We start from the raw sequence: 25,303 nt of genomic DNA on the forward strand, positions 1-25,303 counted from the left end.
TCTCCAGGAACTAAAGTTGGCAAGTAAATTATTTATTGGTATTTGCTTTTTGGGTTGCCAGCTTTTTGAAATATTTTTCAATGGCTTTGCGATAGTGAGAGGGGAAATTACGGTTGATAATATTTTTAGCCGAAGCCTGTTTTTTAGGAGGGAGCTGTCCCCAGCCACCACTATTGGATAACTTTTTCTTATCAACTTCCCCGGGCGCGATCTGACCTTTCACACGGCTCTCATCTGCGCCTCCATTAGGCGAACTTGAACTCCCTGCGCCAGCTCCAGAAGACGAACTGTTTTTGGCCTGGTCTTCCATTTTTTTGATCAGTTTGTCCAGAGATGCTATGATGTCGTCTTCGACCTTCTGAACCTTTTCACCAGAGTTTCCCAGATCGAGCCGACGTTCGACGTCACTCATCTTACGTGAGATTTCGTCCAGACTTTCCTCTTTCAGAGTTTCAAGATCCGCCTGCATCAGCACTGCCACCTGTGTGTAGCGTTCGGGGACGCTTTCAGTATGGTTCAGCAACTGATCCAGAGTTTTTTCGCAGGCTTCCTTCTGTAATAAATGATGTTCACAGGCTGCTTTGAAAAACAGATAACCGGCGGGGTCAATCAGGGTATCTGGCTTGATGGTATTAAAGATTGTCAGAGCATGATCAACCATTCGAAATTGCGTCAAGTTGCGTGCCACATAATAGCGGACGTTAGTCAGGTAAATCGTATCTGCCTCTCCTTCGCTTAATATCGGAGGACTGGAAAGCACCGGGAGTAGATTGGAAAGTTGATAGTCTTTGATTAACTGTTTTGCTTCCGGGTTCACATTAGAAAACACCTCTAATGCGAGAGTCAGTTTTTCTTCCGCAGTGAGTGGGGACTCCAGTTTTACCAGCAGAGTGGCGATCGTTTTTAACTGGGCTGGGTTTTTGACCTTTTGTTCCGCGACCCAGCTTTGCAATTGCAGCTTCAGGTCAACACCCGATGGTGCTGCCAGGAGCGCAACTGGTTCGGCTTTTTTTACCGCTGGTTCTTTAAGCGGAATCGGGACGGGGATCGGCTCCTGTCCGAACACAGAAACGGAAAGTGCGCAAACACAAACAATCATCGAAACCCGTTGCAAACGGCGTTCGACGAACAGCTTTTTCTGAATCGATGGGAACCAATGTTTCATGTCAGCCTGTGACCTTTAAGGGATTCTTCAATCGAAATGATTATTTATTCTTACCTGTTGCCAAAATGTATGTTGCGCTCTGAATACGCGTCTGTCGATTTGACAACTGTTGCAGTTGCTCAAAAATATCTGCTTGGTTGCTATTATTTTCCAAAGCCAGCTTTTCAATTCGGCGGGTTCGTTTATTAACACGGAACTGTAATGATCGCAGCATTTTAATTTCCGCTAACATGTCAATCAAAGCCTTATCCTGTGGAGAGCCTTGTTGCTGTTGTTGTTGCTGCTGTTTTTTCTCTTCTTCCGATTTTTCCATTTCTTTTTGCAGGGCTTCAATCATTTCTTCAAGCGCACTGACAATATCTTTTTCGATTTCCTGCGTCAGCTCTCCGACCTGCGTTCGGTTCAAACGATACGCGACGGTTTGCACATCTTCCTGGACTTGAGATAAGGCTTCACTGAAGGCAACTGATGATCCTTCGTCTTTGATCAGTAAAATGGCCTTTTCGATTTCCAGGCGAATCAAGCTTTCTTCCCGAGATAATTGAACGGCTCTCGCGGTGTGTCGGCTGGTTCGCTCTTTCTCGGGAACCTGTCCAATAGAAAGCGTCCCGGCATAGACGCGTTTCTGTTGTGCCAGAATCTTCTGCAATCGAGCTTCCATAGCGGCCAGCATCAGTTCTCGCTCTTCCTCGCGAAGCTGACGCAGCATTTCTTCCAGTTTTTCTTTGGCTTCCGCCAGCTTCTGAATGGCTTCGTCCTGATGCTTAGAAGCTGCTTCTTTCTGTTTCTTTTCCAGCTCCTCAATCGCTTTTTCCATTTCCTTTCGGGCCTGCTCGATTTGTTCTCGGCCCGGTGTTTGTTGCTCCTGTTTCTGGGATTGCTGGTTTTTCCCTTCTTGAGATTGGCTCTGTTGTCCCTGCTGTTGGGACTTCTGCTGCTGTGACTGCTGCCCCTGCTGGGAAGGTTTCTGTTCAGGAGAACCCTTCTGGCTCGGGTCGGACTTACCCTGCTGTGGAGTTTCTCCTTTTGATTTCGAGTCTTTTGATTTCTCGGATTTAGATTCTGAATTTCCGTTCTGTGATTTCTGTTCCTGCTGTTCGTCGTCTGCTTTCTTGTCCGATTTGTTGTCTGCCTTTTTGTCTGTGGGATCACCCTGCTGATCTTTTTCAAGCTTCTGGGAATCGTTTTTTTCGGCATCTTGCTGATCAATTTTATCAATCAATTTATCAGCGTTCTGGGCTGTCTGTTTTTGCTTCTTTTTCAGATCGGCCGGGTTACCGCCCCGTTCAGTGGCTGCTCTGACATCACGCTCCTGTCCAATCAGTCGGTTGACGTCTTTGAGCAAATCCTGGATGCGCTTTTTCTCTTTTTCGACTTCACTCATGCGATCTTCACTTTGGAGCAACGCCAGAAGTGTCTGCATATTTTTGACCAGGTTTTCCTGTCGCTCTACCGCATCACCCAGTTGGCCTTTTTGCAGCATCTGTAAGACTTGCTGCATTTCTACGGTCATCTGGTTCTGTTTACTCTGACCAAACGCACGAAACAGCAGGTCGGCGCGGGCAGGATCTGTTTTCTTCATATACTCTCCCAGATCATGGAGAGTCGATTCAAATCGTTTGAACTGTTGAGAAATGGCTTCCTGTTTATCAGTCAGGTTACGATCCTGACCGTTGGCATTGCTGGCTTTGGGATCTTGATTCTGAGCACTGCCAAGATTGGGGCAGAGCAGGCCGACGGTCAATGCGATCAACAGAACGGCGACCCGAGGACGATTCAACATGAGTGGTGCTCCTGCCAAAGATTCCATATTGTTCTCAGAATTGATGAAGGTGGGTAAAGATAAGATGAGTGTCCCTCTGATAATCAAGCGCGCAGAGAAAAAGCCATCGGATCTATTATATCAAGTATTTGACTCTGTTCGAAGCATATTTTTGTGTTCAGTTGTCAAGGTGCGGAGAATCACTTCAAGCAGAGTATGACCCGTTTGAGAGTGATTACTCCAGACCCAACCCTTTGAGACGGTCCAAAAGCTTGTTTTTGCGAAACTTTTTCGTTTCTTCTGTGAGTTCTTTCTCTCGTTCGATTAAACTTTTCAACATTTCGATCGCTTCGTGGAATTCTAATAAATCCTGCATTTCATTGAGGACACTCTTCATGCGGACCAGCATTACGTCCAGAAGTTCAATACTGGTCTGTATTTCTGGCAAAGGGTCATTGCTCTTTTCAATCGCCAGACGATACAAGCCCAGGCGTTGATCGACACCAGGGAAGTCCTGTTCGTGGATGACGGTTAGAGGCTTGAGAATTTTGTCATCAATCCGTCCCAGAATCTGTGTGGTGGCAACGCCATTGTTGACCAGTTCTTCCCGGATATCATAAAAGGATTCCACAATCGAAGCGGTTTCGGTCGCGTTTTTTCGTGTTCCATATAATGAGCGGTCAGCCGAGACGGCCACGGCGTTTTGGATTTCTGTTAACGCTTCAGACCAGCGGGGATCAGACTGCCCCTGTTTCTGCTTTTCTTTGATGGTCTGTGCTTGCTTTAATTGTTCAACGCGCTGTGCGAGATCATCGCGTGTCTGGGAGACTTCTTTATAGATCTGTTCGAAGCGTTTTCGCAGATTTAATTCCTTGGAATACAGAATCGAAAGCAGTTCTTCATCGGTTACAATTTCGAAGTGATACGTTTCACCGTGGACCTGATGAGGGCCACTCAGATTGTCAGCGTCTTCTGCCTGGACGGTGAGACTGACTTTCTGTCCCACTTTCAAATCGAGTGGCAGCACTTCAAAACGTTCCCATATTTCGTCGTCACTTCTTTGCAGAGTAAATTCTTTGGGTCTACTGGACGGCTTTTTACGGAACGGACGCGGCCTGAAGTTTTTATCCTGATCAACAAGGAAATCAAAACGCGCTGACTGAATTCCGTAGTCGTCTGTAATTATGCCTTCGATGGGGATCATGGCTTTACGGGTAATCGATTTCCCAATGCCCGTCAATCGAGTGTCAACTTTCGGTGGTTGATCGACGATGCCATTGATACTCAAGCGAATGGGTTCGGTTATCAGCAAGCCGTCGGCATCCTCCAGATAGATCCGGATCGGTTGGTCTGCTGCTAAGGGAATCGCTTGAGGTAGGGTATCCGTGTTCGGAACCCCCGCTTCCTGATTTTCTGCCACTAGCTGAAAGGGAATTCGAAACGTGCGGCCATCGGTGCCTTGCATCTGATCCAGGAGTTGTGACGTCAATGCGATCTGATGCACGATTTCTCCCTCTGGATTTTTCCAGGCCAGGAAGTTTTCGGCCGCTGTTGTCGCATCTTCTGGAGTCTGTTCTAACTGCAACTTGAGCCGATCGGTCTCGAACGAAAAACGTGTAATGGGTTTGTTGGCGGTTGAGACCATTTCAAATTCGGTATTAACGGGCAGAGAAATTTGCGTTCCCTGAACCGTTTGCAGATCTGGTAGCCGTTTGCTGGTCTCAGCATCGGTTTGATTTAAACCGGTGTATTCCGGGTACAAACACGCCAGTTGAATCTGATCCAGAACTGGCGTTTCGACGACTTCGACCAGGTATGGCTCGGGATTGGTGAAGTCATTTCCGGAAACCCAGATCTGAATGCCATCCAGCAAATCTGTAATCGTATGTTTGAATCGTCCTTCGCCCATCCGTGACATGACAGTACGTCCTCCGCCACGTCCATTCTGCATGCGATAGGTCAACTGCACTCGTTCGGGGATTTTCTTGCCATCTACGGTTTCCACCAGCAGCGTGAGGTCATTCCCCAGACCATGCTTATAGGTCTGGTTCTGAAACTCTTTAATGCGGTCGCCGGGTTGTGCGATGACTTTCACAATCAGACCGGTTTCCCGGTTCCAGTAATCGCTGCGGAGTTCCAGATACCCTTTGGCCCAGCGTGCCATCGCAGGCTGATTGATGATCGCCAGAGTGAGAATCGAAATACACAACGCAAACGCACAGAAAAAGGCGCGTCTTAAAGGTCGCTTGTCGAATACATCTTCTAAGGGAATTTCTCGACTGCCCTCGGCCACTTCATGAACGGTTCGTTCCAGCATGGCACGCGTCAGTGCATTTTGTGGCTCGTGTGTTTCATGCAGTTCAATTGCAGTCGCCAGGCGGTCATTTAATTCTGGGAAACGCCGTTCCAAGACTAATGCCAACGCCTTTCGTCTCATTTTTTTCATGAGACGAAAGAGGATGAAACTGACAGCCAGAGATAGAATGATTGCCAGCGCAATCAGCACAAATGAAGCACGAAACCAGACGGGCAATTCGAGATGGCTGAGTTGAAAGTACCCCCAGTCAACCAGGAAGCTAGCCCAGAAGATTACGCCAATCACGGCTAATAGTCTGGCAGTTCCTTCCAGCAGGATGTATCTGCGGATTTTCCCCCGTAACCGATTAAGCAGTTCGGTGATTTCCAGAGGTATGGTTGATTGAGAAGGTTCGTTCATGCGTTTATTTCACACTGTTGATTAAGGGGGCAGTGATCTTTTCTCTAAATTTATATTCAATGCGTCATGACAATTTAAACAGTTTTCTAGTCAGCCATTCCGCCGCCAATAAGCCTGCTAACAGGAAGAAGACCCACGCCTGATCCCAGAGTGTTTTCAGGCGTTCGTCAACAAGAAACTCTTCTCCCACATCAGGCAGGAGTGAGGGGATCTTTTCTGCTTCATCAATGGCAAGGTAGGTTCCGCCGGTATCACGGGAAAGTTCTTTGAGCCCTTTCACATTCTGGCTTAATGATTCATCTTCCAGCCGGGGGAGTAACACCGTCAGGTTGCCTTCGACAGCCTGACCTTTAGAATTGGGAACAGTGAGTTCGAACCGATATTTGCCGGGCAGACTGGCACGGAAACTGGCGACATACTCTCCCGGTCGATTGCGATCATGCATCAATAACAGATTTGGAACCAGAGGCCTGCCACGCGGGTCGATCACTTCCATCGGCACCGATTCCTGAATCAACGGTTTGAATTCGGGGTTGAGTAATCGGACTCGTACGGAAACGGTCTGGCCGAGCAAATATTCATCCCGTTCGAGAATCAGAGTGCCTCGCTTTGTACCCCGTTTCGTACGACCTTGCCCGACATTGCGGATGAGCTTGGTCCAGAAGCGGTCATAGTAATCTTCTTCAATAGACCGTAAACGCCAGATTTCGGGACTGCCCAGATAAAAGGAGCGGCCTTCACCGTAATACTGCGAAGCCATCAAGATCGAGAAGCCGAATTCCGTCTGCGTTTTGGGATCGGGGAAATGGGAATAGACCGTCGCTGCTGCTTTGGGGCCATTGGTCGGGTAGCAGCGATAGATGCCGGGAAAGTTTTCCCATAATTCTTTGGATGTTGCGGGATCATCAGTCAGCATCAGGAAGCCGGCGTCGAGACCAGCCTGAGTCCATTCAATGCGGCGGATTTGCGTGGCTTCCTGATCCAGGTAGTCGCGAACAAAAGAATTGATCGAGACAGGATACAGGTCGAGGATCGGTTGATAGCGTTCTGGGTCCTGGGCGAGTCTTGGTGTATAAACATCGCCGCCAACCAGCACGATTCCCCCGCCTCCGGTGGCAACCCATTCATTCAAAGTCAGCATCTGTTCTGGAGAGAGTAATTCCCAGTTAACGTCAAAAGCCAGGATCACATCGTATTCAAACAGATCCGCTCGAACAGGAAATTCGTATAGCAGTTTGTCCGCGTCCTGAGAGACACCGGGCGGCGCTGTTTGCAGCCAGACATCGGACTTGATTGAAGGGTGGCGATAAAGCATCGTACGGGTAAAGCGGTAATCTCGCATCGGTCCCCCGGCGATCACCAGCACGCGTGTGGGACGACTGAATACATTCACGCTATGTTCCAGCTCATTGTCCATTGTGTTGGCGTCCTGAGCCAGTTGATTGCCCCGCACCCGAATTAGATAGCTGATCTCACCTTCTTCGCTGGGTGTGCGTTCGAATTTGACATCCATGGGCAGCCCATCTTCTGTCGGCAATAAGATATCGCGGGATTCAACGACGGTTGGCTGGGCTTCGCCTTCGATTTTCTTCAGGAGTTCAACGGTGATGTTTTTTCCGGGCATGCCCACCGCTTGCAGCAGTGCTGTAATTTCAAATGCATCTCCAAATTGCACGTCAGTGGGGGCAATGATTTTTGAGATTTGCACGTTGGCGGGCTTAGTGGGGCTGCCAACGCCGAGCGTAATCAAGCGTACTTTCGAGTCTTTGGCTATTTCATTGGCGGAGAGTAAATCGGTCCCTGCATTGGAAGCACCATCGGTAGCGATGATAATTCCCGATAGTGTTGAACCATTGATTTCACGTATGAGCTGGCCCAATAATTCCCCTAAGCGGGTCTCCAGCCCCTGCGGCTGAAGGAGGCTGCTCCAGTCGACTTGGACTTGAGGTTGCGGCCCTGATTCAGAAGTGGCATTTAGCTCTGATTCTTCTGATGTCTGTTCCCGTTGAAAGACGTGATGCGGCCCGGTTAGTGCCTTGTCGAAAGTGTAAATACTGACCTGATGTTTTTTTTGCAGGTCTTTAATCAGCGGTGAATCGGCCAGCAGTTTTTCCACAGCCTGCATGCGGCTGGGAACATTTTGGTTAGCGGGAGAGCTGGCGTTGGCCGGAACCTGCTGGTTGGGATGTCGCATCGAGAGCGATGTATCAACCAGCACGGCGACGCGTGAAGGACGAAACGACATTTTTTGTGTTCGTTCATGTGGATTGAAGATAATCACAATCAAAGCGGCAAATACAGAAAGCCGTAACCCTGCCAGCCAGCAACGCCAGAACAGTGGTAAATGAACGGAATCTTTCCAGATGGTCCGGAACGAAAGTGCCAGCACCAATCCCAGACATCCCAGAAGTAGCAGCCATCCCCAGCCTGAATCGGGCGTATCGTATTCGATCGAACGAAACGAGGTAGTTTCGTCTACGGCGAGAATCAGGGAATTGGGAATCAGGGAAAACAAGTTCATGCGGCTGCACCCGCCAGTTTGGGATGGTAACTTAATCGATACGCGAGTAACTGTTCACAAATCAATAACAGGAACAGAATTACTAATATGGAATTGGTGATTTCCCGGCCCGCTTCCTGCCCTTGAATCCACTGGAATTCGCCGGGTTCCTGGATTTGAATCAGCGGGGAATTCCCCATCTCATTCCTTAATTCATCCGAAGAGGCCAGTGCCAGATTACTTTCCGAGACGGGGAAATTGAATGCATACATTTGTGATTCGACGGTCTGATCCTGTCGTTTCAACTGCACGGAATAGACTCCCGGTTGATCGGTTTCGCGAAACACGGTCATTAAATTCAATGAATCATTTCCGGATGCGTCGGTTGTTTGCTCCGGTGTGGCCTTTAATCGGACGGTTCGTTCTCCCTGAGAGATTGGCGTTTGAATTTCAATTTCATCGGAAAAGGAAGCCGCATCGAGAGAAAATGCAATCGGTTGACCGACAATTTCAGCCTGATCGTGTGAGCGGGACTGGACCAGATATTTTTGTAATTCCAGCTGGAAGACTATGAAGCTTGGGTTGAGCGCCCAGGAATTCCACGGTTCCCCTTCATTCGTCATGACCGGCCCCGCTGTAGTCAGGCAGGTAATGATGCGGCCTTTGCCCAGGCGGTGTTCGATGATAAACGGCGCCTGATTACGGAGGGTCGCGATAATATTCACGCCCGATGCGTTTTGCGCTTCAGTCTGCAACCACTTCTGTGAAAGGGGGAAGTATTTCGAAATTGTGACCGCTTCTATCAGCGGATTGTCCTGGCCGGCAAACACGGAAAACAGAGGGTGGTCACTGACCTGCATGTCGACTGTTGTGTTTGTCTCTCGGGCAGGAAGATCGCGCGGAGAGACTTCCAGCGGGGCAGGGAACAGGCCTTTGCCGTTTTTGTATAATTTGTCGTTATAGAATGCTGGTTGAATCGAAGGTCCTGCAAACCAGATCAAGCCTCCGCCGTCTGCCACAAATGTTTCTAGAGCGGCTACCGCATCCAGGGGGAGCTCAGCCACGTTCAACAGATAAATGTTTTTGAACTGACTTAAAGGATGCCTGCGCAGGTAATCCACACTTTCGACAGAAGGGGCGAAGCCCGTAGTGGAAGCGTCGGGGGCGATTGCCGTTTGAATATACATCCACTCGTTGCCCGAGGGATTGCCATCGATGATCAACACCGGATTGGACGGTTTGACATTAACTGCCAGAAATCGAGCATTATCGCCGCCCAGTGCATCGTTCGTCAAACTGACGTTGATTTCGTGCAGGTCAGGTTTGTTAAACACGACATCAAAATCCTGTGAGATTTCGCTGCCAGCTTCAATTTTGTCAAAGACGATACTCATCGGAAGTTTATTGTGATCGACAAACGCCGCCACACGCACATCCTGAGCGACCTGATCTCCAAAATTCTTGATGCTGACTCGCAGACGGAGCGGGACATCGACGGAGGCGACTTCTGTTGCGCCCGAGAGTTCTGTAATCGCGAGATTCGGTTGGGAATCGGGGACAGTTTTGACCAGATTGATCGCAGTGTCACTCTTACTCAATTTTTTGATGGTGTCGGCCACCCCTTTTTTCTCCTGCCAATCCGATTTTCGGAAGTCGGAGATCAGGTGCAGCGTTTTGATCACAGCCCGGTCTTCGTTCAGCAGTTCCGCTGCAGCTTCCAGTCCCTGATTCAGGTCCAGACTCTGATGCGAGCAAGTCAGATTGGTCAGCTTGGCATCCAGTTCGTTGATTAATTCTTCGTTGATGTCTCTTTGTAAAAACAGCGGGGCATCGGCGCGGGAGAGAATGATGAGCGACATTTTTTCGGTATTGGGACGATTGGTCCCTTCCGCTGCGATTTTGCGAATGACCTGTAGGCCTTCGTCAAAGGCACTCTGTTCGCCCCAGACATTTTGCATGGAACCGCTGTCATCGAGCACAATCACGTGATGCGACTTGGCACCATGGAACATCGATAACTGGTTCGGATCAAGAATCAGCCGCGCGATGAGCATTAACAGGCAGATAATTACCAGAATCCTCAGCAACAGCAGCAGTAGTTGTTCCAGTAATACGCGTCGCTGATTGGTCTGCTGGCTCTGCAGCAGAAATTCCATTGCTGCAAAATGAACCCGCTTGTATTGGAATCGGTTAATTAAATGAATGATGATGGGCGCAGCAACCATCGCGGCACCGGTATAGACCAGTGCTGAATTCACAAAATGTTGGGTTAACCAGGCTTCCATAGGTTGTCGTATCAGTTCATTCTGTTGAGAGTGGGTGATCAGAATCGAGCAGCGATTCGCGTCTTACTGCCGAATCGACTGCTGCATGCCGATCCGATGGTTCAGGTAATGTGCCAGTACCGCATCGAGGTACTCGCTGGTTCTGATGGTTTGATAGTCAAATTTATTTTTGGCACAACGTCTTCTGATTTCATTCAAAAACTCATGCATGGCATTGAGATAACCTTCGCGTAAGGAGCGGGGATCACAGACGAGTTCCCCCGTTTCTTCCATGCCTTCAAATCGCGTTGTCCCGGCGTAATCAAAATCGAGCTCCTGATCATCCAGAATATGCAGCAGCATGATGTCGTGGCCGCGATATTGCAGTAGACGTAGACCTTTGAACAAGCTTTCCCTATTAACGAATAAATCAGAGATAAGGATTATCGTGCCTTTTTTAGATCGCGTTTCGGCGACTTCTTTTAATACGTCAAAAACGTCGGTTTTTTGAGCTGGTTTTTCAGTTGCCAGCGCGGTGAGTAAGGCATTGAGATGATTTCGTTTGCTTAAGGCGGGAACGCGGGAACGAATGGCATCATCAAAGGTAATCAAACCGACGGCGTCCTGCTGTTTCAGCAACAGAAAAGCCAGCGCAGCTGCCGCCGTACAGCCGTATTCATATTTGTTAAGCGGCCCCGACCCGAACTGCATCGATTCGCTGACGTCCACCAGCAGGGTGGTTCTTAGGTTCGTGTCTTCTTCGTATTGTTTAATGTAGTACTTATCTGTTTTCGACCAGACCTTCCAGTCGATATTGCGCACATCGTCCCCGGGTGCGTACTCGCGGTGTTGCGCAAACTCCACCGATTGGCCAAAAAAAGGACTACGGTGCAATCCAGATAAGAACCCTTCGACAATCGAACGTGCCCGAATTTCCAGTCTGGAAATTCGGGAAATTGCTTCAGGCAGCAAAAATTTTCTGTAATCTTGGGTCACTGGTCAGTTCGCCTTCCTTAGACGGAGTCTCTTCAATCAATCGCTCAATCACACGATCCGAAGTAATGCCTTCCGATTCTGCAGAGAAGTTCGTTACGATTCGATGACGTAACACCGGGGCGGCCAGAGCGCTGATATCTTCCGTTGAGACGTGAGCATGACCATTGAGTAACGCTCGTGTTTTTCCACCTAGTAACAGGTTTTGGACTGCGCGAGGGCCTGCGCCCCAGCTCAACCATTCGTTGATAAAATCGGGAGTCCCTGGTTCATTCACCCGGGTTTGTCTGACCAGAGCCAGTGCGTAGTCAATGACATGGTCCGAGACAGGCACCTGTCGCACGATTTTTTGAATCTCCAGAACGTCAACAGCGTTCAATACGTGTTCGATTTTCTGGTTTGTATCGGACGTGGTTTTACGGGCAATTTCCCGTTCTTCCTGGAAAGAAGGATACCGCACATAAACTTTAAACATGAACCGGTCCTGCTGGGCTTCCGGCAGAGAGTAGGTCCCTTCCTGTTCGATCGGGTTTTGTGTTGCCAGTACGAAAAAAGGATCACTCAGCAGGTGCCGCGTTTGTCCGACACTGATCTGATGTTCCTGCATCGCTTCCAGCAGAGCGGCCTGTGTTTTGGGAGGCGTCCGGTTAATTTCATCTGCCAGAACGACATTGTGGAATAAAGGGCCCTGGATGAAACGAAATTCCCGTTCGCCTGTTTCACGGTTTTCCTGTAAGACGTCCGTTCCTGTAATGTCGGCGGGCATCAGGTCGGGGGTAAACTGAATGCGGCTAAACGACATCGAGAGGGTTTGGGCCAGCGAACTGATCATCAGCGTTTTGGCGAGCCCCGGGACACCTTCCAGTAAACAGTGACCGCGACTGAATAACGAGATCAGGAGCTGCTCAATCACCTGATCCTGCCCCACAATGACTTTCGACATCTGTTCGTGAATCTGCTGATAGGCAGAACTCAGCTTATTTATTGATTCCTGAGTGATTTCGAGCTCAGGAGATCCGGTTACATCATGATTCGCTTCCGACATCCGTTTTCACACCTTTCTACAAAGGTAAACACTGCTTAGCACAGATAGTTCCGTAAGTTCTATCGTAATGCCTGAGAAGGGACTTTGCGACTATAAATCAAGAAATTACAGGGGTTTCCTTCCAATCTGCGAGCGTAAAAGGAAAGGCACGATACTGAAGTTTGTTTCCAGTACAACTCACAAACTTCCAGACCTTCTTGCTTATTTTACGCGAGCATCGGGGGTGGGAAAGCCTTATTTTAAGGCTTCCAGGTAATAACAATCAGAAAGACTCGGTTTAGCTGGTTGCTGACAATCGATTTTCGACAGGAAATATCGGGTTGTACACACAGGCGGTATGACTTGGTCAGTCCCACGCCAAGGGGTTTTTCCAAGCCGCTTTCAGCTCATCCAGACTGGCATTGATCGCGGTATTGCCCGCATTGCCTTTCACAGAGAATTGGCGGCTACTGATGACTTCGCCAATTTCAACCAGGGGCAGCTCCTTAAAGCAGGACTGCAACTCATCGATTTTATCCGGGGCGACTTCGATCAAAAAGCGGGTATTGCTTTCGGAAAAGAGCAGACTGGGCGTTGAAAGCTCGAGGGCTTCTGGAAGGCGTGTCGGGTCCAGCTTCATTCCGTATCCGCCGGCAAAGGCCATTTCTGCCGCCGCGACTGCCAGGCCGCCTTCACTCAGGTCATGGCAACTTCGAACGAGTTGTTTCTGAATGGCAGCGTGCATGGCTTTGAAAATTTCCGGCGCCTCATCTTTATCGACGTGCGGGACCTGTCCCCCTTCCAGTTGATTCACAAGCGCGAAGTGGCTGCCCCCCAATTCATCCTGTGTCGAACCAACCAGGAATATCCGGTTGCCGGGCGCTTTCAAATCCATCGTGACTGCTTTAGTGACATCGGCAATTTGCCCGAGGGCACTGATTAAGAGCGAAGCGGGAATGGCGACGGTCTCTTTTTCCCCTTGTTCATTTTCATACGAATACTCGTTGTACAAACTGTCTTTGCCACTGATAAAGGGAGCGCCAAATACGATGGAATATTCCTGGCAGGCCAGTGCCGCAGCAACCAGGCTACCTAATGTTTCTGGTCGGTCGGTATTCCCCCAGCAGAAGTTATCGAGAATCGCAATCTTCGCGGGGTCTGCTCCTACTGCAACACAGTTTCGAATTGCTTCATCAATGGCAGAGGCGGCCATCCAGTGCGTGTTCAAATCTCCATAACGGGGATTCATGCCACACGAGATTACCAGGCCACGGGCTGACGTCAGATCAGGGCGGACAACGGCTGCATCGGATGGGCCGTCATTCTGAACACCAACCAACGGTTTGACCACGCTGCCTGCTTGAACTTCCTGATCATACTGGCGAATGATCCACTCTTTACTGCACACATTGAGTGAACTTAAAATCGCGAGCAGGTCTTTGGTATGATCGTTATTTTGAGGTGGATTCAGGGGAATAAAGTCCGGCGTTTTATAGACGGCTTCTCGAATCACAGGCGGTCGGCCGTCATGCAGGAATGACATTTCCAGGTCAGCCACAATCTGATCCTGATACTTGAGGACCAGATGATTGGTGTCGGTGAACTTTCCGATGACTGATGCCTCGACACCTTCACCGGAGCAGATTGCTTCGAACGCTTCCCAGTTTTCGGGAGGAACAGCCAGCACCATTCGTTCCTGCGCTTCGGAGATCCAGATTTCTGTGTAAGACAGTCCAGCGTATTTGAGCGGGCATTGATCCAGCCAGACTTCGGCTCCCGTATTTTCCCCCATCTCGCCCACAGCACTACTGAAACCGCCGGCACCGCAGTCGGTAATGGCTGAGAATAACTCTTTGTCGCGTGCTTCCAGAATGACATCCAGCATCATTTTTTCGGTAATCGCATTACCTATCTGGACGGCACCGCCAGACAGCATTTCACTGTCCGATGTCAATTCCGCAGAAGAAAACGTCGCGCCGTGAATCCCATCCCGCCCGGTTCGACCACCGACAGCGACGATATAATTTCCCGGTTGTGCCTGCTGCTTGGCTGATTTCCCTACGGGCAACATCGCTACGTTGCCGCAATAGACAAGGGGGTTCCCGAGATAGCGCTCATCAAAGTAAACTGCGCCATTGACTGTAGGAATTCCCATACGATTGCCATAATCACGAACGCCGGAAACGACACCGGTCGCAACAGCTTTCGGATGCAAGACGCCAGCCGGGAGTTCATCGTAAGAGACTTCCGGGGGGGCAAAACAGAAGACATCGGTATTGCAAACCGGTCTGCCTCCAAGGCCTGTTCCCATTGGATCGCGGATCACGCCTCCCAGTCCCGTATTGGCACCGCCGTAAGGTTCCAGGGCAGAGGGATGATTGTGCGTTTCGACTTTAAAGCAGACATCCTGTTTGTCGTCGAAAGTGATCACGCCGGCATTGTCGGCAAATACGCTAACACACCAGTCTTTTTCGCCGAGTGATTTTCGTATTTCCGTGGTAGCGGCAAAGATGGTTTCCTTGAGCATGTTCTCAAAATGAAGGTCGCGTTCGCCATCTCGAAAATGAATCCGACCTGCCAGTGTTTTGTGCGAACAGTGTTCACTCCAGGTTTGTGCGATACTTTCCAGTTCGACGTCTGTTGGATCTTTCTCCTGACTGACATAGTAGTCTTTAATGGTCTTCATCTCGGTCAGGTTCAAGTAGAGTTGACCTTCGCGGCTGAGAGTTTCCAGTTGCCGGTCGTTCATGGACCGAATGGGAATCGTGACCAGTTCAAACGTGTATTCACTGCCCAGCTTGATGGTGTCCATGTTGAGGGGACCGCGAACTACGTGTTCGATAGCTTCGTTCGATAGTACCTTGGCCGCCATGTGGTCCATTTCTTCGGAACTCGCATCAGAGTTGACCCAGTATTTGCGACAGGTGGCTACATTTTCCACCGACAAGCCTAAATCGCAGATTGCCTGTCGAGCACTGTTGGCGATGTTGTCGGTAACACCTGGCTTGAACAGGACGTTCAGCAATGGTTCTGATTCTGTAGACTCTGAAGAGTTACTCGAGAGCATGCGAATTTCAAACGTTTCGACAATCGGATCTGACAGCAAAGAACGAGCAATCTTTTCCACGTCGGATTGATCCAGATCACCCTCCAGCAGATAAGAGTGTGCGGCCTGTACCGAGCGAATAGAACTGGTGCCGAGCACCTGACATTCTTTCAGAATCCGGGCTCCTTCACGGTCAATCTGGTTCTCGGCAGGTTTGATTTCAACTTCGCAAAGCATGGGAATTCCAGTTACTGTTTATTCAAGTCAGAAAAATGAATGAGTTCGATTGCAGCATCGCCCCAGGCAAGTGCACTATTGAGGCCGGGCTGAATTTAATGCATTGTGGTTCTTTTTACCATCTTCCAGAAGTTTGCGCAGTAGATTTTCATCATGGTTTTCGATGGCATCTCTTAAGTGGTGCAGAGATTCGGTGTATTTATCAATACTGTTCACAACGGCTTGACTGTTGCTGAGTAAAATATCGATCCAGATTGAAGGATCGCCGGCGGCAATTCGGGTCGTATCCCGAAACCCGGTTGAGGTAAATGCCCTGTTTTCTGCGGTCAGGGTCATTGCTAATGCAGAAGAAACCACGTGCGGCAGATGACTGGTTTCAGCGAGGATTTGATCATGCTTTTCAGGCGAAGTCACCAGAACATGCATCCCTAATGCTTCCCAGAATTGTTTCACTTTGGCTACTGCCTCAGAGGGGAGCGAAGCGTCCGGCGTGATCACGCAGGATCGATCCTGAAACAGATTGGGATCTGCGAATTCAAAACCGGCCTTTTCCGAACCTGCTAGCGGATGCGAGGCGACAAATGTCACTCCTTCAGGAAGGCTTCCATAAAGCGCTTCGCATATTTTCTGTTTAGTGCTGCCGACATCGGTGATAATGGTACCGGGGCGGCTGTGTTGGGCTACAGTCCGGATGAATTGAACGATTTGGTTGACGGGGGTACAAACGACAATCAGATCTGACTGTGCTGCCGTTTCGGCAATATTGGTTGTGCCACGATCCAGTAACCCGGATTGCTGGGCTGCGCGCATGCGGGATGGATTCCGTCCTGCTCCCAGGACTGTTTCGGTAATCTTGCGGCGTCGCGCTGCCGCTGCAATGGAACCTCCCAACAGGCCGACACCGATGATGCCGATCGTTTTGAAGAGGTAGGGGTTTTCCGTCTTTGGTTCAATCATGCCTCGTATTGTAGAAGCCCCGAATCGGGATTTCCAGCGGTTTGACTACAGTATCACCGACCTGATCGAAAAGTCTCACGACGTTGTAAGTTATTTAATCGTTATCTTTTGTGTTGAATCTCATTTGTCATCTGAGATTCGATAGAGGTAGCCGTTTGTACGCAAATAGATACTGCCTTCGCTGACAGCGGGAGACGCGTTGAATAAATCTTCATCAGTCGAAATTTCGTTCCGCGCCAGTTCCACATATTCAGGACCAGCTTTGAGAACGACCACACCATTATCCCGGGTTGTGATGTAGAGTTTTCCGTCGCCGAGAACGATGGACGCGTAAAGCCGGGACTTGGTCGGGAGTCGATTTTTGTAGACTACTTCTCCATTCTTCGCATTCAGGCAGAAAGCGATTCCACGATCGCTGGCCCAGTAAAGATGGTCCTTGTAGAAAACGGGAGAGGTGACATTCGCCCCGACGTTGACTTCCCACAGCTTGTGAGTTTTCGTGACATCCCCGCGGCCCCCCGGTCGGACGGCAATACTACGGTTGCTACGGCCTCCCAGACAATACAGAATGCCCTCATTCTGAACGACAACGGGTACTACATAGTCTTGAATGCCTTCGCAGGTCCACAGCTTTTTGCCAGTATCCGGGTCGAAGCCCAGGATCTGGGTTTTCTGGTTGACGACCAGTTCCTGTTTGCCGCCCGGCAGATCCACGATTGAGGGAGTGGTCCAGGCACGCACAATATTATCTGCCTTCCAGGCAATCTCACCGTTACTTTTCTTCAACGCGTAGACTGTATCACTTTCAATGCTGGCGTTTACGATCACGAAGTCTTTATACAGAATTGGAGACGAAGCAGAGCCGAAGCCCGCGGTTCCATCACCAACATCGGCTTGCCACTTGAGCTTTCCTTTCAGGTCGTATGCGACGACGCCCGAGGTCCCAAAAAAGGCATAGACGCCGGTCTCGTCACAGGCTGGAGTCCCACTGGCGTAACCATGGTCCACAATTCGTTTGGAGATTTTCTGAACTTGATTTAAAGGAGGCACAGATTCATCCCACATGATTTCGCCGTTTTGTCGATTGACTGAGATCACGTGCAAACGCAAATCAGACGGGTTGCCGTCATCTTCAACTGTGAGTCCATATCCGGAATAAGCGGTAAGAAAGATCTGATTGCCGAACAGAATGGGGCTCGAAGAACCACGGCCCGGTAGTTTGGTTTTCCAGGTAATATTCTTTTCTGCACTCCACTCTGTGGGGAGACCCGTTGAAGCGGAAATTCCGTTTCCTGAGGGGCCGCGAAATTGTGACCAGTCAGCGGCTGAAAGAGGAGTCAGACTTGTGGCAGCGAAAGCCAAAAATAGAATCACAGCGGAAAGAATGCGGCTCATGTTCATATTCCATAGGAAGATCGGAGGGGGGAGAATGGTAACTCAATAATGAAACAACGACAGCCGGGGCTGGTTTCGCTGTTTCATCAAATTAGAGTGTTTTATTCTCTCAGGCAAGCATTATTCCTGAATCGGCTTAAATAATACCGATGAACAAGGTGGCAGTATGGCCGTCTGCCTGTCTCAGATCAGCTTTTGAATAGGGGTACCCTCGCTGAGGGCTAACGGGCGACCGATGGGAGAAATAAGTTCTTTCTGATAGTCAATCTTCAGGTTTTGCAGGATTGTGGCATAAAGATCCTGAATTTGAACCGGATCGGTCGGTTTCTTTTCTTTACCGGTCGGGTCGGTTTCTCCGATGATCATATTCCCTTTCAAGCCTCCGCCTCCCACGATACAGGAGAAACCAGTGGGCCAGTGATCGCGGCCCTCAAGCGGATTGATTTTAGGAGTGCGACCGAATTCGCCAATGCAGAGCACAATTGTGGAATCGAGCAGATCTCTGGCTTTCAAATCTTTGAGCAGGCTGGAAAAAGCGGGGTCGAGCATCTTCGACTGAGTTTGATGTCCGGTGAAGTTATTGGCATGACTGTCCCAGCCGCTCAGGTTGACTTCAATTGAATGCACACCTTGCTCAACCAGTCTACGGGCCACCAAACAGCCTCTACCGAAGGAAGAATCTCCATATGCTTTTCGAACTGACTCTGATTCTTTCTCGATTTCAAACGCATTGAGCTGTTCGGAACTCATCATGGTCAACGCACGATCGATTGTTGACTGGTGCAATGTTTTTTTGGTTTGAATCGTTCTTCCTTTTTGAAATGCCTGGGAGACAATATTTAAATTATCCAGCCGCCGACTTTGTCGTGGGGTTTCTACGCCGGCGCGCATGTTGCCAATGTTTTTTCCTGGATCCTGTACGCGGAACGCATCGAGATGTCCGCCGAGGTAGCCACCCCGGGCAGGGAACTGTGTATTGCCCATCGAAATATGTTGTGGGATTTCGAGATGTTTGTTCGGTGTCTCATGCGTGATGATAGCACCGAGCGCCGGGTAGACGGTTGTCGGTTCAGGACGGTAGCCTGTTTTGAGATATTGGGTACCGCGTTCGTGATCTCCCTCTTTGGAAACCATGGAGCGAATGACCGACATCCCATCGAGCTGTTCTGCCAGCAGGGGATACATATCGGAAATCTGGAGACCAGGGACAACGGTTTTAATAGCATTTCCTGGTCCGCCGATGGCTGTTCCCGGATGCGGATCCCAGGTTTCCAACTGGCTGGGGCCTCCCCCCATCCAGAGAACGATGACCGATTTCTTGCGTTCGGGACCTCGTTTTTGTGCTGCTTTCAAATCGAAACTGGGCAGCATGAATGAGAGCGTGCTACCCACGGCGACTTTGCATAAATCGCGGCGGCTGAATTTAGTCGATAAATATGTGGAATCAAACATGGTTTAATGGTTCCAGGAAAATTCAGGTGAATTATATAAAGCCCAAAACAGGTCTTCTGTAATCTTCTCGCGTTGTGTTGGATTCAAGGCTGTCTGATATTGTTTCAGGAAGTGGTCGCGTTCCAAACTGGTAGGTAAGCGGGTCAGGCAGACTAAAAAACAGGTTTCCACTCGTTTTTCGTCTGTGATATCCAGTTGAGAAATTCGTCCGACCGAATTCAACAGCGAGGCAGTCCCATTGTCCCTGGCAAATTCGCCGTTCATTCTGAGCAGTGCCTGGGGAATCGTGCCGGGAAAATCATTGAGTTCATCACTACCCAGGTCGCCGTACTCACGGACAAAATCAAGTTCAGAGAAAAACCGACGTCCTCGCATGAAGAGATTGGAGTTTTGATCGATCGTTTTTAATGACGAGGCCTGCAGCATTGATCCGATTATTTGTTCGGGACGCAGGCGGACGAGTGGGAACAGAGCCCAGGCATCAGTGTCGCGTTCGATTTGCTCACTGTCATTGCTTTGTGAAGTGGATGTCAGACGAAATGGTTTTGAAGCAACAATCATTTGTACCATGCGTTTGATGTCATATCCGTTCTCGCGGAAGTCCTGTCCGAGGAGGTCGAGTACATCCGGCTCAGATTCAGTCAAATCTGTGGGAGCAGGCAGGTCATCCACGGGATCGATATACGGGACTCCAAAGACTAATCCCCAGAATCGATTGGCGGCAGCCCGTTCGAATCTCCGATTCTGAGGATGTGTGACCCACGCCGCCAGTTTCTCTCGCAGAGTCCCTTCTTGAGGCAGGCACTCATTCAGAAAAGGGACCTGCGGAGAAACAGTGTGTTTTTCTAACGTCTCTCGGTCTTCCACCTCGTATTTCAGTTCCTCATTTTGTCGCACGCCGAGAACCTGAATTTCGACTTGTCCATAAAAGGCAGTCAAACCTTCAAAGTCGGACTGTTTCCAATGATCAAAAGGGTGGTCATGGCATTGGGCACAATCGATACGCTGTCCCAGAAAGGAGCGCACCGTGCTACCGGTTAATTTATTGCGATCAAGGTTTCCGTCAGCGACGGCTGATGTAATAAAATTCGTCTCCGGATCTCCGGTCCAGAGTCCTTCACCTGAGATCAACGTGCGGACCAGTTCATCGTACGGCGTATTGGCTTGGATCTGTTCGCTGAGCCAGGCTTTGAGTCGATCACGTCGGAAGATAATAAACTGACCTTGTTCCACACCGACAAAAGCACGTGTGAATCGTTCGGAAAAATAGTCTGCAAAGCGGCGGTCTTCCAGAAGCTTGAAGGTCCAGCGTTTGATTCGATCTGTTCCCTGCATCGCTTCGAATTCACGGATTTCTTCCAGTGAGGGAATCGTGCCATGCAACGCCAACGAGAGCCTGCGGAGTAGAAGGTAGTCATCAGAAATTTGCGTGGTGGCGATGTCTTGTTCAGACCATTGATTTTCAAAAAACTGGTCGACCTGTTCGACAGTACGGTTGACGGAAATATCTTCAGGCAGAGCAGGTGCTTTGGGGGAAATGACAACGGGACTGCTGGAAGCCCAGGCGACCAGTGAAAGAACCAAGCCAACAACACAGAATGGCAGAAAGGCAATTTTCCAGTTGTGGGAGCTTGGCTTCATGAGATCATCTCTGAATAAATGTGAATGCACCAAAGAGCGTGAAAATGTTCCTCGTTTCACGCGTTCTGTTAATTATACCAGATTGGTAATTCGAAAGTTTCAGTGAATTCTTGAAACTTGGAGCTTTTTTTCGAGTATCACTCAATAGGCATATCGGGACCAAGATGGGATTGTTTCTCGATCCATTAAAAATATCTGTTATAATCCGGACTTACCTATTTGCGAGTGATATTGTGAAAATGCATGCTGATTCAGGGGATGCGATCCATTTACAATCAAAACCCCGGGTTTCTGGAAACCAGACGGAGCATCTTGTGACTGAACACGCCACACAAGAAAATGATTCTGAGGGTGCACTCGCGGGAGGCTCTATAGCAGCCTGTGAAGTGAGCGTCTTCCTTCCGGATGCCTCTGAAGCGGAATCACGGAAGACGGAAATTGATCTGTTTTACCCTGATGAAGTTGTGGGAAATATTCCCCCTTTTCCTCACTTGTTCCGTCATCCTGTCAAAGCGACTTTGTGGTTGATGAGGATGGTATTTGGCATAGCGTGCCTGGTTCTTTTTCTAGCGGTGATCGCCGCCATTCCAATTGTCAACTTTATCGCTTTGGGCTATCTGCTGGATGTTGAAGGTAGAGTGGCGCGAACGGGAAAAATTCGCTTGGCATTTCCGCTCCTGGATATCGCGCCGCGGCTGGGAACGATTGTGATAGGTATCGGACTCTGGTTAATTCCTCTGTTTCTTTTGGCAGGTGCCGCCGCCGATGCGCGATTGATTGATCCGGGAGGACAGAGCGACCAGACATTACATTTTATAAATCGGGTTGCTTCAATTCTGATTGCCATTCATCTCTGTCTGGCATTAGCCCGTGGGGGGAAATTTTCCTGTTTCATTCGGCCACTCAAAAATCTGATCTGGTTTATCAAACAGATTCGAGCCGGTGGTTACTTTGAACGAGCGGCTCTGAATGTGAGTACCTTCGTGGCGTCACTTAAATTGGGGCAGAATTTTTCATTGGGATTGCGTGGCTTTCTGGGTGCGTTTATCTGGCTGGTGATTCCGTCCTTGATGTTTTCCGCAGCCAGTGCACCAGAGGGAGGGCAGGGAACTCCTGTTCTGATTACCATACTGGGAGGTCTCAGTCTGGTGATTGTGCTGGGATGGCTACCTTTGTTGCAAGCGCATTTTACAGCAGAGAATCGTTTTCGCGCGATGTTTGAACTGGGAACCGTTCGTCGCAAATTCAAACGGGCTCCTTTGGCGTGGATGTTGGCTCTGATTGTGGTTTATGTTTTGTCACTGCCCCTCTATCTGTTTAAAGTGGCGGCGCTACCACGCGATGCGGTTTGGGGTATTACCCTGATCTTCGTGGCGACGATTTATCCAACGAAACTGCTGTTGGGCTGGGTCTATTATCGAGCCTCTACGCGGACACAAAACGCCTGGTTTGGATGGCGATGGTTAGGCCGGACGATAGTAGTGCCGTTGCTGGCCGTCTACGTGTTTATCCTGTTCTTTACCCAATTCATTGGGATTCATGGAAGTGGCGTGCTCCTGGAGCACCACGTGTTCTTGTTGCCGATTCCTTACTAAGAAATACCTGCTTGCAGAGGTAAGCCTTAATGTCTGCTGACTTTGTGGAAAGCCGCTTCTTTCGTTAACCGCTTGCTGTCAGCTGCCTGTTTTAACACAGCGCTTTGTTTCCCCGAGTGCAATTCGAATTTTCTGAAAATCCTTTCGCCTTTTAAAAATCATAAAGTTATGATTTTGAGAGAGGAAGATTTGGATGAAATGAAAGCAGAGAGAGCACACCATTCGTAATCAATCGCAGAATTGATCCGGGTTTCTTCCGGGAATCTGGCTTAAGGATATGCCGGGAAAAGTTCTATTTTTCCCGGCACACACACGTTCGCATCATTTCCTGGCTATGCGTGTTGCCTTTAACGGAACGGAGGACAATTGCGCCTGGCCATTCTTTTGAAAGGCAGGACGAGCGATGAACGAATACAAGGTAGATGACGTTAGGAATGTGGCATTGGTCGGCCACGGGGCTGTTGGCAAAACAACTGTAGCCGATCTTTTGCTTTTTCAATCTGGTGCCTCTCCTCGACTGGGGTCTGTCGATGAAGGCACCAGCCTGCTGGATACCGATGAGGAAGAAATTGACCATCGGATTTCGATCGCGTCCACGTTGGTGCATTTCGATTATGGTGGCCACCATATCAATTTGATTGACACACCAGGTTATCCCGATTTCATAGGGCAGGTTTCCGGCGCATTACGGGCTGTCGAGACCGCGTTAATATTGTTGAACGCCGGGCATGGCGTGGAAATCAATGCACTGCGTGTTTCCAAGATGTCACAAGAGGCCGGCATAGCCCGAATGATCGTGCTGAATAAATGTGATACAGAAAATATCGACTACGATTCCCTGCTAAATTCCGTTCGTGAAACATTCGGCTCTCACTGCATCCCAATTAACCTGCCGGTTGGATTGGGAGACGATTTCAAAGCCGTACATGATCTTGTGAAAAATACCAAGGCATCCGAAGCGGGAGTTTTAGGAGATCCAGAAGGCACACGCCAGGAATTGATTGAAGCCATCGTCGAATCGAATGAAGAGCTTTTGGAGCGTTTCTTTGAGGGAGAAGAGATCAGCGCTCAGGAGTTATCGGCTAATATCCCGAAAGCCATGGCGGCGGGGACGCTGATTCCTGTGTTATTCATGAGCGCCAAAACGGGAGTTGGTGTGGCCGAATTTATGGAAGCCATGTCGAACTACACATTATGTCCGCAAGATATTCAGCGTATGGAACAGACGAAAGACGGGCGTTCCGTGATGCTGGACCCTTCGCCCGACCAGCCGTTTGTCGCACAAGTCATCAAAACCCGCATCGATCCCTTCATTTCTAAAATGAATTATCTCAGAGTCTTTTCGGGCAAGTTAAATAAAGATTCGTCAGTCGTAAATGTACGTACTGGAAAACCAGTCCGCTTGAATCAGTTACTCGACGTGCAGGGGGGAAAACAGGAGCCCGTGGATGAAGTGACAGTGGGAGATATTTTCGCCGTCGCTAAGGTGGATGATCTAAAGCTGGGAGATACGATTGCCGCCGATGTGAATGGTGATGGACTTTCACTGCCTGAAATCAAGTTTCCGCATCCGGTGGTGGGGCTGGCAGTGGAGCCTAAAAGCCAGAATGACCAGCAGAAAATATCTGGTGCGCTTCATAAAATTGAAGAAGAAGATCAAACCTTCCATGTGATTCATGATGAGGAAACGCATGAGATGGTCATGCAAGGGATGAGTGAATTGCATTTGAAGATCGTGCAGGAACGCCTTTTGCATCGTGATAAAGTAGCAGTGGTTACACATCAGCCGAAAGTACCTTATCGTGAAACGATTATGGGAACCGTAGAAGGCAGCTATCGTCACAAAAAGCAGTCGGGTGGCGCGGGACAATTCGCTGAGGTTCACCTCAGGCTCTCTCCCATGCCACATGATGTGAATCCGGAAGAGTACTTTACCAAGGCAAAATTTGATCATCTCAGATCGTATCATTACGATCCCGAATTCAATTATGCATTTGTCGATCGAATCTCGGGAGGTTCGATTCCAAATCAATTTATCCCGGCTGTGGAAAAAGGGGTTCGCGAGCGAATGAAGCAAGGCGTGGTTACGGGCTGTCAGGTGCAGGATCTAGTTTGTGAAGTTTACTTCGGCAAAGATCATCCGGTGGATAGCAACGAAACGGCTTTCAAAATCGCCGCCAGCAAGTGTTTTGCCGAGCTGTTTCAGAAAGCGCGACCGGCTTTACTGGAACCGATTGTCAAAATCGAAATCCTGATTCCGGAAGAAAATGTTGGCGACATCAGCAGTGATCTCTCCAGTCGCCGAGGACGCATGGAAGGCATGCAGGTTTCTCCCGGCGGTTATGAAATTATCCAGGCGCGGGTTCCCCTGGCAGAAATCATGACGTATGCCCGCACGCTTTCCAGTCTGACGGGGGGGCGGGGGACTTATGACATTGAATTAAGTCATTATGAAATGATTCCGCCAAACGAGCAGGCGAAAATTATTGAGCTGCTCAAGAAGGCAAATGGCTAGCTTAGTGAGTTCGATTCACAAGAGCAGCCTGCAGAAGTTAT

14 protein-coding genes are annotated in these 25,303 nt (G+C 49.4%); 2 read left to right on the forward strand and 12 right to left on the reverse strand.

Features of this window, described 5'->3' with window-relative positions:
* Positions 1-28: 28 nt before the first annotated feature.
* From AAC022_RS08020 to AAC022_RS08075, 12 genes are all read right to left on the reverse strand, one after another.
* Positions 29-1,165 (reverse strand): hypothetical protein, encoded by a 1,137-nt coding sequence (locus AAC022_RS08020; RefSeq protein ID WP_339729898.1) that lies wholly within the window; start codon positions 1,163-1,165, stop codon positions 29-31.
* 40 nt (positions 1,166-1,205) lie between these two features.
* Entirely contained in the window at positions 1,206-2,948 is a 1,743-nt protein-coding gene (locus tag AAC022_RS08025; RefSeq protein WP_339729900.1) for a hypothetical protein, read from the reverse strand.
* 214 nt (positions 2,949-3,162) lie between these two features.
* Positions 3,163-5,643: a hypothetical protein gene (locus AAC022_RS08030; protein ID WP_339729902.1), complete on the reverse strand. Its 2,481-nt coding sequence runs from the start codon at positions 5,641-5,643 to the stop codon at positions 3,163-3,165.
* A gap of 64 nt (positions 5,644-5,707) precedes the next feature.
* Positions 5,708-8,164: a vWA domain-containing protein gene (locus AAC022_RS08035; RefSeq protein ID WP_339729904.1), complete on the reverse strand. Its 2,457-nt coding sequence runs from the start codon at positions 8,162-8,164 to the stop codon at positions 5,708-5,710.
* Complete coding sequence (locus tag AAC022_RS08040; protein ID WP_339729906.1) at positions 8,161-10,428, reverse strand: BatA domain-containing protein; 2,268 nt, start codon at positions 10,426-10,428, stop codon at positions 8,161-8,163. The genes AAC022_RS08035 and AAC022_RS08040 overlap by 4 nt, the downstream gene beginning before the upstream one ends.
* Before the next feature lie 63 nt (positions 10,429-10,491).
* Positions 10,492-11,403 carry a DUF58 domain-containing protein gene (locus AAC022_RS08045; RefSeq protein ID WP_339729907.1) on the reverse strand — a complete coding sequence of 304 codons (912 nt, stop codon included), beginning with the start codon at positions 11,401-11,403 and terminating at the stop codon, positions 10,492-10,494.
* A complete protein-coding gene (locus AAC022_RS08050; protein WP_339729908.1) occupies positions 11,369-12,445 on the reverse strand; it encodes a MoxR family ATPase in 1,077 nt (358 codons plus the stop codon). Before AAC022_RS08050 ends, AAC022_RS08045 begins: the two co-directional genes overlap by 35 nt.
* Positions 12,446-12,791: 346 nt before the next feature.
* Positions 12,792-15,707 carry a phosphoribosylformylglycinamidine synthase subunit PurL gene (purL, locus tag AAC022_RS08055; protein WP_339729909.1) on the reverse strand — a complete coding sequence of 972 codons (2,916 nt, stop codon included), beginning with the start codon at positions 15,705-15,707 and terminating at the stop codon, positions 12,792-12,794.
* A gap of 75 nt (positions 15,708-15,782) precedes the next feature.
* Positions 15,783-16,664 carry a prephenate dehydrogenase gene (locus AAC022_RS08060; protein WP_339729911.1) on the reverse strand — a complete coding sequence of 294 codons (882 nt, stop codon included), beginning with the start codon at positions 16,662-16,664 and terminating at the stop codon, positions 15,783-15,785.
* A gap of 120 nt (positions 16,665-16,784) precedes the next feature.
* Positions 16,785-18,059 carry a PQQ-binding-like beta-propeller repeat protein gene (locus AAC022_RS08065; RefSeq protein ID WP_339729913.1) on the reverse strand — a complete coding sequence of 425 codons (1,275 nt, stop codon included), beginning with the start codon at positions 18,057-18,059 and terminating at the stop codon, positions 16,785-16,787.
* Between the two features lie 183 nt (positions 18,060-18,242).
* Positions 18,243-19,511, reverse strand: a complete 1,269-nt coding sequence (locus AAC022_RS08070; RefSeq protein ID WP_339729916.1) for a DUF1501 domain-containing protein — start codon at positions 19,509-19,511, stop codon at positions 18,243-18,245.
* A 3-nt stretch (positions 19,512-19,514) separates the two neighbouring features.
* Complete coding sequence (locus AAC022_RS08075) at positions 19,515-21,152, reverse strand: DUF1549 domain-containing protein (RefSeq protein ID WP_339729917.1); 1,638 nt, start codon at positions 21,150-21,152, stop codon at positions 19,515-19,517.
* Positions 21,153-21,466: 314 nt separating this feature from the next.
* Between AAC022_RS08075 and AAC022_RS08080 the strand changes: the two genes are divergently transcribed.
* Entirely contained in the window at positions 21,467-22,747 is a 1,281-nt protein-coding gene (locus AAC022_RS08080; RefSeq protein ID WP_339729918.1) for a DUF4013 domain-containing protein, read from the forward strand.
* A 403-nt stretch (positions 22,748-23,150) separates the two neighbouring features.
* On the forward strand, positions 23,151-25,262 hold the full coding sequence (locus AAC022_RS08085) for an elongation factor G (protein WP_339729921.1): 2,112 nt from the start codon (positions 23,151-23,153) through the stop codon (positions 25,260-25,262).
* Positions 25,263-25,303: the final 41 nt, after the last annotated feature.

Origin of the sequence: uncultured Gimesia sp., assembly GCF_963976445.1 — a bacterium.
In the GTDB taxonomy this organism is placed as follows: domain Bacteria; phylum Planctomycetota; class Planctomycetia; order Planctomycetales; family Planctomycetaceae; genus Gimesia.